This is a genomic window from Brevibacillus choshinensis (genome assembly GCF_001420695.1).
Classification (GTDB): domain Bacteria; phylum Bacillota; class Bacilli; order Brevibacillales; family Brevibacillaceae; genus Brevibacillus; species Brevibacillus choshinensis.
The window spans coordinates 198,894-212,616 of sequence record NZ_LJJB01000013.1; the positions used below are offsets into that span (position 1 = coordinate 198,894).

Here is a 13,723-nt window from a genome sequence, read left to right on the forward strand (position 1 = left end):
ACTTTACGATGAAAACAGGAATTTTACGTGCCATCATTATGGCTTTCATAATAATGGTAGGTACAGTTTTTTCACCCTTGGCTACTAAAGCCGAGCTGAAAGAAAACAATGTCGAAACGGCAAAAATCGATAAGTACATGGAGTCGGTCATGAAAAGACTTCACATCCCGGGTGCTGCTGTGGGAATTGTCAAAGGCGACCAGATGATTTACGTGAAGGGCTACGGTATTTCAGGTCCTGACAAGACGCCTGTCACACCGCAAACATCATTTGTCATAGGATCAACCAGTTAATCGTTTACGGCGCTGGCCGTCATGCAGCTGGTGGAGGAAGGAAAAATTGATCTCAATGCTCCGATACAGCGCTATTTACCGTGGTTTGAAGTAGCTAACAAAGAAGCCTCCATGAAAATTTTGGTCAAAGACTTGCTCTATCAGACCAGCGGATTTTCGACGCATGACGGCGTAGTTGGAATTGTAAAAGGCAACATGTCCATCGAGGAATATATCCGAAGCCTAAAGAGCACGTCTCTTGCCGATCCTGTCGGCTTCAGGTTTCAATATTCAAATGTAAACTACAATATTCTTGGTGCTATCATTCAAACCGTTTCAGGGGAGCCGTTTCCCCAATATATGAGTAACCACATCTTTAAGCCCTTAAATATGAACCACAGTTACGCCTCAACCGACGAGGCAGAACAGCAAAGCAAAGCAACCGGGTATCAACCCGTTTTTGGATTCATGGTCCCGACACAACAGTTAAATCATCAGGCCACCGTTGCTTCTGGCTATTTGCTATCCAGTGCAGAGGATATGTCAAAGTATGTAATTGCCCAAATGAATGGGGGGGCTTTCAATAACAAGTCCATTTTATCCGAAAAGGGTATCGAGCAATTGCATCGGCCTTCTGCATCGATGGGGAATGGTGCCTCTTATGCCATGGGCTGGACTGTAAAAAATGATGTGATTTTTCATGATGGGAAAACCGAAAATACGTATTCGTTTATGGTCATGAACGGTGATTATGGAATCGTTCTGCTTACAAACGCCCAGGATTCCCTCGTGTCTTACGATAGCGTGATTATGGGAATTCACGGGATTCTCATGGGTGAAGAGCCTACGCTGGACGACATACCGGATTTCAACCAGACGTACCTGATAGTGAATTTGGCAGTTTTAGTGGTCCTTGCAATAGTGGCCCGGTCCATATACTCCGTGTTTACATGGAGAACAAATTGTAAAGCCAAGCCTTTCGGTATTTCTCTACATTTATTGTTCATCTTGTTTTTTCATCTGTTGATTCCTTTGACGATTTTATTCTATCTCCCTAAGGTATTAATCGCACCGTGGTCAGCCATTATGCTGTTTTTACCTGGTTTGGGTCACTTTCTTATTTGCATTTCCATACTCTTACTTTTTATAGGTGTAATAAAAACATTTCTTATTATTCGTAGTGCAAGATTTATGAAGCATACCCGAAAACAGGATGGGTGATTAGACAAAGGATATACATGAAATGAAACCATAGATGAGGTCTGAAAAACTATTTATGTGAGACATATTAGATAATCGAAAGGAACGATATCTAGTGAATGACAATAGAAATTTATCGTTTACTCATATCGTAATTATTTCTTGTTCTGTTGGTTTTATATTACTATGCTGTATTGCTCTATTCGTTCAAACATTTCTCATGTAAAAGAAAGGTGAAGGGCTTCGCATGATGACAATTGTGGATCTAGAAGGGTCAAATACGTATATGTACACATTCAGAAAATGCTCTCACGGTGTACCTCTGGGCATGGCCGACAAAACCGACTTTAGGTCGCCAGCAGACAGTGGTTTGATCTGGAGCTACGTTTCTTTGCGGAAGTATTGATGCGAAAAAAGCTATCCATAGAAAAACGGGCAACACCTTTCCTGGAGGGTGTTGTCCGCTTTTATTTTGGTTATTTGCGGGTCAGTTTATTTCTCTATATACGCATATTTAAAGTAAGAACCGCCTAATGGGAAAATGACAAAGTCTTTCACTTTATCGTTCTTTACATACGCATTCCCACGGAAGTGCAGAGGAGCAAGCGGCATTTCTTCCATTAAAATTGTTTCGGCGTCAAACATCAGCTTTTTGCGTTTTTCTGGATCGGTTTCGTAGTAGCTTTTGTTCAAAAGATCGCGATATTCTTTATTGTCGAAGCGAACCACGTTGTTGCCGCCTTCCTTGTCTTTGTACATCTCGAGGAAGTTGATCGGGTCATTAAAGTCAGCTCCCCACAGCCAAATGCCGAAGTCGAATTTTCCGCTCTGGACGTCAGAGTTAAATACTTTCCATTCAGATGTGCGGATGTCGATGTTGATGCCCAGTGTCTTTTTCCATTCGTCTTGCAGCGCTTGTGCAATCTTTTTGTCTGTTTCTCCGGTGTCGTAGTAATAGGTGACTTTGGGGAACTCTTTTAATCCCAACTCTTGCATCCCTTCGGCGAGCAGCTGCTTCGCTTTTTCTAGGTCTTCCTTAAAATATCCATCTGGATTTAGCCCCATAGAAGTCGGAACCCACCCGTATGCGGCAGGGACTCCTGTTTGCAGGATGTTATCAATCAGCAATTTGCGATCGATAGAATAGGCGAAAGCCTGGCGAATCTTCTTATTGGTAAACGGCGGCTTCTGTGTATTAAAGATGACTGCTTTGGTCCCAGGGTTATCGGCAACGACCAGCTTGCCTTCTTCCTTGATTTGTCCAATCGCATCAGGTGATAAGCCAAATGACGGGTATCCGCCCCAATCCAAGTCTCCATTTTCAAACATGGACAGCGCCGTATTGTTATCTTCAATCACGACAATTTCGATGCGGTCCAGCTTGACATTGGTTTTATCCCAATACGTCAGGCTTTTGCTGAAGGCGAGCTTAGCCTTATGTTCCCAGGTGTCGATCACAAACGGACCATTTCCGACGATGGAGGAAGCTTCACCAGCCCACTTTGGATTGCTCTCGATCGATTTCTTATGGAGGGGAAAATAGGTAGTGAAGGAAGTCAGCTCACGGAAAAAGGGCGTTGGCGAGCGCAGGGTGAAATCAAGCGTATAGTCGTCTGTTGCTTTGACGGCGACATCTTCTGCCTTTCCTGTTCCGTTGAAGAATTCCTCGCCGCCTTTGATATAGAAGAGCTGATAGGCATACCCGGAAGCCGTTTTAGGATCGAGGTTTCGTTTGATCGCGTATTCAAAATCATGAGCGGTAACAGGGTCGCCATTGCTCCACTTGGCATCTTTACGGAGCGTAAAGTGAAACTGGGTAAAGTCTGGAGAGTTGGTGTAGCTTTCCGCCACGGCATTGATCATTTGGCCTTGCCGATCAACAGCGGTTAACCCTTCAAAGGCGAGATTGATCATATCCATAGAAGAGGCGTCAGTTGCAATGCCTGGGTCCATGGTCGGCGGTTCACCGGTGACACTCCAATGTAGGACCATCGGTTCCGTTGAGGCAGTTTCGGCAGGCTTTGCAGGTTGTGTAGTGGTTTGTGTCCCGGAAGCAGGCTGTGCGTTCTCTGGTGGATTCGTACTGCATCCTGTTACAAGACTAAAGAGTAATGCCGCTCCAGATAAACCTAGTAGCCATTTTTTCATATAGACCCTCCTGATATTTTTTAAAAATTTCAAAAAAGTAAAAATATGTTGTTTACAGGTTAAATCAGGAAATATTGGGTGTCATCCACCAATGTGTATATATCTTCGCCGGATAGAATGGGATTTCGAACGGGCTAACTCATACAACTTGTCTATTTGCAATCAATGAAACAGGCGCGAATGGCTCACCACCCAAATAAAAACAAGTGAAGCCAATGATGAAGTTGGCTTCACTTGTTTTTATTTTGCGCTCGGAAATAGATTTGTAGAGATAATAATGATTTAAACCGATCAATGAAGTATTAGACTGGCATTCAACTGACCAGGCATTGGCGGAAATATTGCCGACAGTGTATATCAATAGTAATTGCGGAAAAACTGTGCTTGTTTCGTAGTAACAGCTTACAAAGTTCCACTTGAAAAGAAGTAGAAAATTCGTTATTATCAGAAAAAGAAGTATTTAATTCTATAAAACGGGGATGAATATGTTAACGAAGACATTTCTAGACTTAATCAGGGAAAAATTCCCCAATCTCTCTCCTGGACAAAAAAAAGTTGCAGAATTTTTAGTTGCTTCCTTGGAACAAAGCTCGCTTTATACCATTTCTCAGATTGGACGTGAAGTTGGTGTTAGTGAAACAACAGTCATACGTCTTGCTTATGCGTTAGGTTTAAATAGCTTTTCTGAGATGCAAAAGATGATTAGACAAGAGTGGCTCAGCCAAAAACAATCCACTACTAATTCTCATTCAATGTCTGAAAAAGAAGAAGTTACAGTTACCAACTTTTTTTCTCATTCCATCGAACAAGAAAAAAAAATATTGGATAGCCTACGTAATCAAATAAGAGAAGAGGATATATGGAGAACAGCAGAACTGTTAATTCGTGCAGACCGAATTTTCATAGGTGGATTTCGGGAAACGTATACGGCTGCTTACTGGCTATCCTATAAATTGAATCAGCTTCGGGATAATATCTACGTGTCTTCCCCAACAGGATATATTCCCGAGACATTATGCAATTTTAGCGAAAAATCAGTTGTGCTCTTGATGTCACTTCCACGCTACTCTAAAGAAGCTCTTATCTTGGCTGACCAAGCAAGAAAAGAAAGGGCAACTTTAATAGCCATAACGGATAGGCATTTATCACCAATCGGCCAACTTGCATCTATTACATTGACTACGGGTGAAAATACAGAGATCTTCTCAGATCATGTCTTACCTCTCCTTAGTATATCTCAGTTAATCGTGATGGGAATGCATCAAAGAGATCCAAAAAACATTAGAGAAAGGCAAGAAAAAATGGAACAAATTTACAACCATACAGGGATATTTATAGAGTGAAATGGAGATGAATCGCATGATTTAAGCTGACCAGGTTTTACAGCGGAGAAATGAGATTTTTAAAACAAATGAAGAACGAAACTCATTGGCGGAACCAAGTTGGAAAGAGACGGAAAACTCAAACTATATTGCAAGTTTTCTTCAAGAAAAAGGGCTTTATGTAAAGGCTTAAAAATCACACGGAGTACTTGCCGAAATACCAGGGCAAACCGCGCAGAGGTAGTAGCCTTACGAGCTGATATGGATGCATTGCTTCAGGATCAGCCAGTAACCGAAAGCCAGGTCCTGTTACTGAACGACAACATCTAAGGAGGGTAACGAGCATGGATAATAAGGCCTATTATGAATTGCTGGAAAGCAAATTCCCTACGTACAAAGAATTTACCGTCATTCCGGTTCGCGACAACGGCGAACCACTGGTGCCGATTGGAGCGGAATTCTCCGGAAAAGTCTATATTCTGGAAGATTACAAACAATTCACCGGCGAGCAAATCTTCGTACGTTCCCAGGTACTGAAAATGCTTGTGCAAGCGCAAAAAGAGCTGAAGGCACTCCGGCCGGACTACGATTTGGAGATTCTCTGCGGGTATCGCCATCCCGAAATTCAGGAAAGAATCCATAGCGAGCACAAAAATTGGCTGAAAGAACATGGGCCGCACCTGGAGGGCGACGAGCTGACCGAGGCAGCGCATCGCTTCGCTGCCGCTCCCGACGTCGCCGGACATCCGACAGGCGGTGCGGTGGACGTGCAGATCGTCGGTCCGGATGGTGCGCCCATCGACATGGGACCTGCCTTTGAGCCGAGCAAGGACGTGTATGTGTTTTCTCCGTTTGTCGAGAGAGCAGTGTGGAAAAACCGGCAATTATTGCGGAATTGCATGGTCAAGGCCGGGTTTGCTCCGTTTGACGGCGAGTGGTGGCATTTTGCCTACGGGGACCGGGAATGGGCGAGCTATTACGGCAAGCCAGAGGCGATTTACCAACAAATTCGCTTTCAACTGTAAGATTCATGATCCAATAATGATTCCAAAAGGAGTGAAGCAGAGTGGCACAACCTGGCAATTCAAACGTAAGTAGTCAGCTCGAAGAATTTTTTGCGACGCTTGCGAACAAACAGAAATTCAATGGAAACATTCTGGTTCTTGAGCAAGGAGAGGCTATTTTTACAGGCTCTTATGGTTTTGCTGATCTTGAGAGATCGCTTCCGCTGACTCATGATACTGTGTTTGAACTGGCATCTGTCTCCAAGGCTTTCACAGCTATGGGTATCATGCTGTTGCAAGAGCAAGGGAAAATCGAATACGAGGACAAAGTGGACAGTATTCTACCAGATTTCCCATACCGCGATATTACCGTGAGAAATCTGCTCTCGCACACATCCGGTCTACCGGATTACATGGATCTGTTTGCACAGTATTGGGACAGGACAAAAATTGCCACCAACGCCGATGTTCTGGAGCAGCTCGGCGTTCATCAGCCAGCCGTGCTGTTTCAGCCGAACGAGAAATTCGAATACAGCAATACCGGATATGTGCTGCTCGGCTCGATCATCGAGAAGGTATCAGGTATGAGCTTTTCCGAGTTTTTGAAAATGTATATCTTCACCCCCCTGGAAATGGAGAATACCAGAGTGTTCAACAGGAGATTTTCTCAGGAGGTAATTGAAAATTACGCATACGGCTACGTCTATTCCGATGAACTGGGAAGACACAGCTTACCTGATCATGTAAAGGAATATGATTTGGTTATTTATCTGGATGGCATTCAAGGGGATGGTGTCGTGAACTCGACACTCGAAGACCTGCGCAAATGGGACAGGGCTTTATACACTGAAAAGTTGGTAAGTAGCAAAACTATTCAGGCTGCCTTTACTCCAGTTACGTTGGCTGATAATAGTACTTATCATTACGGTTATGGCTGGCTAATTCGTAATGACCCATGGACTGGAAAAGTTGTCTATCACGGCGGCGGTTGGCCAGGGTATAAAAACTGGTTAGGTCGCTATATCGATGTGGACAAAACGATTATTTATCTTACAAATGTGGAGCAGGACCGAGAATTTACTCTAGCAGTTTTAGAGGCAGCGGAAAATATTTTATTTCGGCGGCCTTATCGGATACCCGAATAAAGCATGGAATATAGTTTTTACAACGTCCAATCAAAAAATTATGTATATATTTTTGGATTTGCCTTGAGCTAGGCACGCAGGGCAAATCCTATTTCTTATTTCGAGCAAATATCCGATCTACGGAAAGGGGCGTTTTCCAATTCCTTTTTATTTCTCGTATAGGGTATAAACATGTATCGACAAAATATTTTGTAAATAATTTCAGGTCCAGATATAATTATCAAAACATCTTGCGTGTTGAGAAAAAAGAACTACCCGCAGACGGGATGTGCCGATTTGATCCTGATAAATGTTGTTTTTACCGAGATACCCAAATTGGGGAGTGGATCGAAAAACAGACCTGCAGAAACGACCGCCTTCACGATTTTTTCGAAGGGGTGCGTTTGGTCAGGCAGGAAACGTCCCTCACGTATTTGATATTCGTTCAACTGCGGTGACATTTGTCTTGTCCATGCAGGCAGCGCTTACGTTCTTGCATGTAGAAGAACATTTCCATGGATATGGCGACACTGAGACGATCGTGTGCTTGATGTCTTCGGTAACGGGAAATGGTGGTTTGCTAGGAGCCATATTTATGAAAAAATGCTTGCGTACATCCGGATGATCCCTCTTTTTCTCCTTAGTTTGGCGCTGGATGGTTTTCTCGTCATCATATTCGCAGTCAGCAAAGACCTTTTTGCGGTGTTTGCCATCTGGATTTTTTTCGGTGTTGTCGGTACGGTCAACAGCGTTGTCACAGAAACGGTCGTCCAAAAAACGGTGGCCCAGGATATGAGAGGCATGGGTTGCTTTCTATGCTGATTCATAATGGAACAGCAGCAGTCGGTAACTCTACCAAGAATCCAATTGAACTAACGGGCTATATAGCTTAACAAAAACATCAGAGTCTGCTGGAGATGACCCGGCAGACTCGTTATGCTATTGGGCAGGATTATGGGGAAACGAACGTATTTAACAAAAGCTCAATTATGTTAATAGGTGGTACCAAGTACATTTCTGTATTAAAAAAGGGCAGCTTAAAAAGCCGCCCGTAAAAAAATGGAAAATATTAGCAATCACAACTACAAGCAACAATTACTAAAAGGACGAAGAGTACCAAGGTTAAAGCAAAGTTATCTTCAAAAAAACCCATCGATATCACCCCTGATATGAGATTGAGGAAAAACCTCAAAAATAAGTTATGCAATTTAACGAACGATGTAAGGGCGTTATGGTGCAAAGTAAGAAATTGGGTTTATACAATGCTCAAAGAGATAAATCGGCAAAAATTAAAACTCCTCCGAACTTGGAGGAGCTTGCAACTAACTAGATTGGCGCTACTCGAAACATTCCTGTTAAAACAGGGTACTGCTTAAAGTTGTATTTCTCATACAGTTTCTTACCTTCGTTAGAAGAAAAGAGACCTATGAAAGCTTTATCGGGAGCATTCTCTTTTAGATAGGACATAAGATTGTCCATAATCATTGTACCTATCTCCATTTTTTGATACTGAGGAAGTACAACGATATCTTGAAGATAAAAATAAATGTACCCATCGCCGATTATTCGGCCCATACCAATTATTCTACCTTCAAAAAGAACGACAACTGAATACAAAGAATTTTTTAGGGAATTTTGAATCACTTTAAAATTCATCATATTTTCCCAACCAACTGAAACACATAATTGATGATATTCTTCAAGAGTAGGGTTTCGTTCTACTATCTCAAATGACATATAATCCCTCGCTTTTTAAATTTCTATATCCGAGGATTTAACTTCATTTGAGACACCCCCTTAAATTATGTTAGTGAAATATTACCATTTTTTGTTGTAGATAAACAAGTTAATATGCGCCTTTTGGGAAGTGTAATTAACACAATGTGTAGACAGCTAAACAGAACTTGAAAATCAAATCCCGATCATTAGATCTGCTCTTAAGTTAACCAATCAACTAAAAACAACACCTTCGTTTGTGGAAACAAAGCTAGTGTAAATTTCTTGGGTACCCATGTTTTTAAATTCTTCAATAACCAATAGCAAAGCTGCTTTTCCGTAACCTTTTCCTTGGTGTCTGTAATCAAGCATCAATCTGGTAATAAAGTAAAAACTATTTTTCATTTCAAAGCCGTACACGGTGAAACCAACTAATTGATCATCTGCGTAAATTGCTTTGGGAATCCATTCAGGTTCAACTTTTGCTTGAGCAAGGGAGAGAGCATTGGAGGTGACATGCTCTTTTATTCACTCCAAATTTTTCAATAAAATCCATTTGATTTGTATAAATTACAATTCCTACTTTTCGCAATACTTAGTGAGGGAAATGGGGGAGCAAATTGTCTATCATTGCGTTGCTTAACAAAACGGTAATTATGATGAGAGGTTTGGACGCATGTTTTCTGTACTTTTTAGCCAATGCCTAATACCTTTTCCCGCAAAAGGTTCGTTGTTGTAACGAGGAATGACGTGCAAATGTGCGTGAAATATATGTTGGCCTCCAACCTCAGTTCCATCCTATGTTGTATACCTGTGGACTGAATTGTTCATCTAAGTAATTTTTAACGTCAAGAAGTAGTGAATGAGTATCGTTCCATTCTTCCCTTGTTAGGTCAAATAATGTCTCTCTATGCTCTTTAGGGACAATGACTCCAGAACCAATTAACACTTCTTGAGGGAGTTGAAGAAACATATTAAGTTTCCACCTCTTCTTTTACAAATAAACCCAGAATGGCCGGTCCTAGTGTTGAATTACCAACCGGATTTAACTAAAGTCACAATGACATAGCCTATCCCAATTATAGATGAGATAGATGTCATCACAATCGATACTTTTTGTCTAAAGCCATCCTTAATTAACTGATAAACCGACCAGAGTACAGTTGCAAGGGTTAATACAATCATCACTCGCTGGAATGGTAGCATTGCTTCAGGCCCCATACTCATTAACTCGCTAGCAGTTCCTCCGAGCATGATAAAAACAAGGCCATGTAGCCAATGTTGGGTAGCCAAAAAAGTAATCATAATAGGTAAAAAGGTTGAAATCTTTTTTCCAGAGGCTTTCTTTGATGCTTCTTGTTCAGTTTTTCCCTTTGCACAGCAAAATTTCATAATTATTTCCTCCTCAACACTTTTGATATTAACTTTCCTAAGCCACAATAATCCAGAAATGTGAATTCAATATGAACGTAATATGAACTGCTGCATAGCAAACAGATATAGTATTTGAATAGACTTCGATATTCCTAGGCGTACCTTTGGTTTTAGAACACAAAGCGTCTGATGAGTATGCAATCCCCTTAGGAAAGGAAAGGGGATTAATAAAAATGATGTTGTTATGAGTATGTAACGGCGGATGTTCATTTTTTACACCGTACAGTAAAAGAACCAGATTCGACCGAAAACAACACTAAAGGACAAAGAAGAATGCACGTGAAAAAAGTATTCTAATAGCAGCCACAACTGACGCAAATGCCACCTGTAGGTGGTTTTTTTGTTCATATTGAGTTCACACAGGTGATCTAAAGTGTCAATATGCCAGTTATTAGGAACTTTCACAGGAGGGGTTATTAGAATGTACAAATGGGCATTAGGGGCAATTCTGTATGTGGCGGTGGTCATAGGCGGATTTACGGTCTACGATAAGGTTACTGTCGATGATAAACAGGCTCTAACTAATCATAGCAATGAAAAGCATGGCGTTCAGAATGAAGGCAGCCATGCACATGGAACAGATTCGCATGAAGAAGGTATCAGCGATGTCAATACGTTTGTTCAAGCGGATAAAGATGAAATCAAGGTTTATTTGAAAGACAAGGCGGGAAATCCAGTTAATGAACTAGAAGTAAATCATGAGAAACTTGTTCATTTTATTGTAGTGGATGAACATTTGCAGAAGTATTACCACTTGCACCCGGAACAGACAGGAAAGGGTCAGTTTAAAATCAAAAACACCTTGCCTGAAGGTTTTTATAAGGCATTTATTGATAGTAAGCCAAAAAATCTGGCTTACCATGTAACACCTGTCCCGTTTATAGTCGGCCATCCAACCGTATCAGATCAGAACCTAGGGATTAAACCGGACAACTCGTTTACTCAACAGATCGATGGAGAAACCGTAACACTAAAGATGAGTAGCTTTGAGATCAATCAACCAGTCACTTTAACGTTTGATTTAGACAAAACCAACTTAACTCCATATCTGGGTGCCTTGGGCCATGTTGTGATAGTAGACGAAAGTGCGCAGCAGTATCTGCATGTTCATCCAGCCCAACAGGAGGAACCAGTATTTGAAACACAGTTTGAGCAGCCAGGTATCTATAAAATATGGGCTGAGTTCAAGCAGAATGGAAAAGTAAGGGCATTTCCTTTTGTAGTACAAATCAAGGGAGAGAAATAAAATTGCCAAAGATATTAGTGGTAGATGATGAGGCTCATATCCGAGAGTTGGTCCGTTTGTACCTGGAGGATGAAGGCTTTGAGATAGTGGAGAAATCGAATGGAGAAGATGCGTTGGAATACGCGGAGAATCATATCGTTGATCTTGTAATTCTCGACATTATGATGCCGAGAATGGATGGTTGGGCATTATGCGAGAACCTCCGTGAATTCGGTGAGATGCCAATATTGATGATCACCGCGAAAGGGGAGTCTACTGACCGAATAAAAGGATTTAAACTTGGCACGGACGATTATTTGGTGAAACCCTTTGACCCAGTGGAGCTGGTTCTTCGGGTAAAGGCTTTGCTAAAGCGGTACCGTATCTCTACAGCCAGTCAGATTCAGCTAGGCACTATTACATTAGACCGTAAGCGTTATCAGATTATCTACAGCAATGGTCAAACCATGACACTTCCCATGAAAGAATTCGAGGTACTGTACAAACTGGGCAGTAATCCCGGACAGTTATTTACAAGGGACAATCTAATTGAACACATCTGGGGCATCGACTATGAAGGTGATGATCGGACAGTGGATGTTCACATTAAGAGGCTTCGGGATAGGTTCACTGACCTCGAGTCTGATTTTCGCATCGTGACTATTCGGGGGCTTGGTTATCGTCTGGAGGTGTATCAGGATTAAATCGCTGTATACCCGCGTCGTATTTGTCTTTATCTGCATTGTGATGTTGAGCTTGTTTTCAGCGTTTATGGTCAGTACCTGGATGTTTGAAGGGCGGAGTCATAATTTTATAGCAGAAAAATTAGTTACAGACGGTAAAAACATCATCCAAGCATATCAGAGAGCACCTTCTGCTGAGTTGGGATCGTTTGTGCAAAGTTTCTCTGGTCTTTCTATTTACACGATCCAACTATACAATAAAACAGGTGCGCCCCTACTTGAAGAAAATGAGCACATGCATGTGGAACAGAGTAATATTAAGCAGGTGCTTGGTGGCAACATTGCACGCACTGTCGATGCAGAAACACACGGTCTTCCAATCGTGGGGGTTCCTTTTTCGGTGAAAGGTGATCCCTACGCTTTGTTTCTCACATTGGATAAGAATACGGTGGAGCAAGAGCAAGAAAATATGCCTTGGATTCATGCATTATATATTCTTGTTCTGTTTATTGGTAGCTTTCTGATTTTGATTGCCGCCCGTTATGTGGTAAATCCGATCATGCAGTTAACGGAAGCGACGAAGAGGATGGCAAAAGGGAACTTCGATTCTGCGAGCCTTCCTATGAATCGTAGGGATGAAATTGGTCAATTAAGCGTGAGTTTTCATGATATGGCAAAAGAGCTTGCGAAACTGGATCAGATGCGTAAAGACTTTGTTTCGAGTGTCTCTCATGAGATTCAATCACCGTTAACTTCAATTTCAGGATTTACGAAAGCTTTAAAGCAGAAGAAAATGAGTGAAGAGAGCCGTCTACGTTATTTGACGATTATCGAGGAGGAGAGCGAGAGGTTATCTCGCTTAGGGCAAAATTTACTTCAGCTCTCTTATTTACAGCAGGAGCAGCTTCCATTAAAGGTTACTACATACCGATTGGATGAGCAGCTGCGGAGGGGTGTCATCACTTTAGAGCCTCTATGGACCAAAAAAGAAATCAACGTGGTTGTTGATCTTGAGGCAATAACCGTTCATGCGGACAAAGATCAACTGGATCAGGTGTGGATTAACTTGCTGAACAACGCTATCAAATTCACTGCGCCTCACGGTACGATACGCATCCAATCGATAGGGAAAGCGCATCAAAATATCGTATCGATAACAGACAGTGGAATGGGGATCCCTGAAGAAGAACTTGTCAATATTTTCAAACCGTTTCATAAAGTGGACAAAGCCCGTAGTAGTTCTGTAAAGGGAAATGGGCTTGGTTTATCTATCGTCAAACAAATCATAGATATGCATAACGGAGAAATTCATGTGTCTAGTAGTCTTGGTAGCGGAACAATTTTTACGGTCACAATACCGAGTGAGACCTAGCATACCCAAACAACAATTTTACTCTGAGAAAATACCGCCACCCGTGGGCGGTATTTTTTAATATATTTATGTCAGTTCATTTTGAGTTCATAAAGCTGGTTTATCGTATCCCCAGGGAATGTTAACATGAAAATTTTTCTAGGGAGTTGTGTAGTGTAGTGGAAGAAAATAATCTGAGGTGTTTACATGATCTTACAGTATGAGGTACATCGGTGGAATGTAA

The 13,723-nt window shown here is 41.7% G+C and carries 11 protein-coding genes and 2 pseudogenes; 7 read left to right on the plus strand and 6 right to left on the minus strand.

Annotated elements, in window-relative coordinates; genetic code table 11:
* Positions 1 to 137: 137 nt before the first annotated feature.
* Positions 138 to 1,493 (plus strand): annotated as a pseudogene (locus tag AN963_RS21135) (serine hydrolase domain-containing protein).
* Between the two features lie 471 nt (positions 1,494 to 1,964).
* Here AN963_RS21135 and AN963_RS21140 read toward each other — a convergent pair.
* Positions 1,965 to 3,620, minus strand: coding sequence for a peptide ABC transporter substrate-binding protein (locus AN963_RS21140; RefSeq protein ID WP_055746544.1), 1,656 nt, complete (start codon positions 3,618 to 3,620; stop codon positions 1,965 to 1,967).
* Between the two features lie 485 nt (positions 3,621 to 4,105).
* Here AN963_RS21140 and AN963_RS21145 point away from each other — a divergent pair, with 485 nt between their 5' ends.
* The 3 genes from AN963_RS21145 to AN963_RS21155 all read left to right on the plus strand — a co-directional run bounded on the left by AN963_RS21145 (position 4,106) and on the right by AN963_RS21155 (position 7,091).
* A complete protein-coding gene (locus AN963_RS21145) occupies positions 4,106 to 4,963 on the plus strand; it encodes a MurR/RpiR family transcriptional regulator (RefSeq protein ID WP_055746545.1) in 858 nt (285 codons plus the stop codon).
* Between the two features lie 323 nt (positions 4,964 to 5,286).
* Positions 5,287 to 5,967 (plus strand): M15 family metallopeptidase, encoded by a 681-nt coding sequence (locus AN963_RS21150; RefSeq protein ID WP_055746546.1) that lies wholly within the window; start codon positions 5,287 to 5,289, stop codon positions 5,965 to 5,967.
* Between the two features lie 41 nt (positions 5,968 to 6,008).
* Positions 6,009 to 7,091, plus strand: a complete 1,083-nt coding sequence (locus tag AN963_RS21155) for a serine hydrolase domain-containing protein (RefSeq protein ID WP_055746547.1) — start codon at positions 6,009 to 6,011, stop codon at positions 7,089 to 7,091.
* A gap of 1,048 nt (positions 7,092 to 8,139) precedes the next feature.
* On the opposite strand, the gene AN963_RS30465 is transcribed toward AN963_RS21155, so the two are convergent.
* From AN963_RS30465 to AN963_RS21185, 5 genes and pseudogenes are all read right to left on the minus strand, one after another.
* Complete coding sequence (locus tag AN963_RS30465) at positions 8,140 to 8,223, minus strand: YjcZ family sporulation protein (RefSeq protein ID WP_083497019.1); 84 nt, start codon at positions 8,221 to 8,223, stop codon at positions 8,140 to 8,142.
* A 173-nt stretch (positions 8,224 to 8,396) separates the two neighbouring features.
* Positions 8,397 to 8,807, minus strand: a complete 411-nt coding sequence (locus AN963_RS21170; RefSeq protein WP_055746550.1) for a GNAT family N-acetyltransferase — start codon at positions 8,805 to 8,807, stop codon at positions 8,397 to 8,399.
* 213 nt (positions 8,808 to 9,020) lie between these two features.
* Entirely contained in the window at positions 9,021 to 9,314 is a 294-nt protein-coding gene (locus tag AN963_RS32065) for a GNAT family N-acetyltransferase (RefSeq protein WP_083497020.1), read from the minus strand.
* Between the two features lie 126 nt (positions 9,315 to 9,440).
* Positions 9,441 to 9,759, minus strand: a pseudogene (locus AN963_RS32680) (HIT family protein); the annotation flags it as partial.
* A gap of 59 nt (positions 9,760 to 9,818) precedes the next feature.
* Entirely contained in the window at positions 9,819 to 10,178 is a 360-nt protein-coding gene (locus AN963_RS21185; protein ID WP_055746553.1) for a hypothetical protein, read from the minus strand.
* Positions 10,179 to 10,641: 463 nt separating this feature from the next.
* Here AN963_RS21185 and AN963_RS21190 point away from each other — a divergent pair, with 463 nt between their 5' ends.
* The 3 genes from AN963_RS21190 to AN963_RS21200 are packed head-to-tail and all read left to right on the plus strand — an operon-like array spanning position 10,642 to position 13,500.
* Complete coding sequence (locus AN963_RS21190) at positions 10,642 to 11,466, plus strand: hypothetical protein (protein ID WP_055746554.1); 825 nt, start codon at positions 10,642 to 10,644, stop codon at positions 11,464 to 11,466.
* A 2-nt stretch (positions 11,467 to 11,468) separates the two neighbouring features.
* Complete coding sequence (locus AN963_RS21195) at positions 11,469 to 12,149, plus strand: response regulator transcription factor (RefSeq protein WP_055746555.1); 681 nt, start codon at positions 11,469 to 11,471, stop codon at positions 12,147 to 12,149.
* Between the two features lie 43 nt (positions 12,150 to 12,192).
* Entirely contained in the window at positions 12,193 to 13,500 is a 1,308-nt protein-coding gene (locus AN963_RS21200) for a sensor histidine kinase (protein WP_055747814.1), read from the plus strand.
* Positions 13,501 to 13,723: the final 223 nt, after the last annotated feature.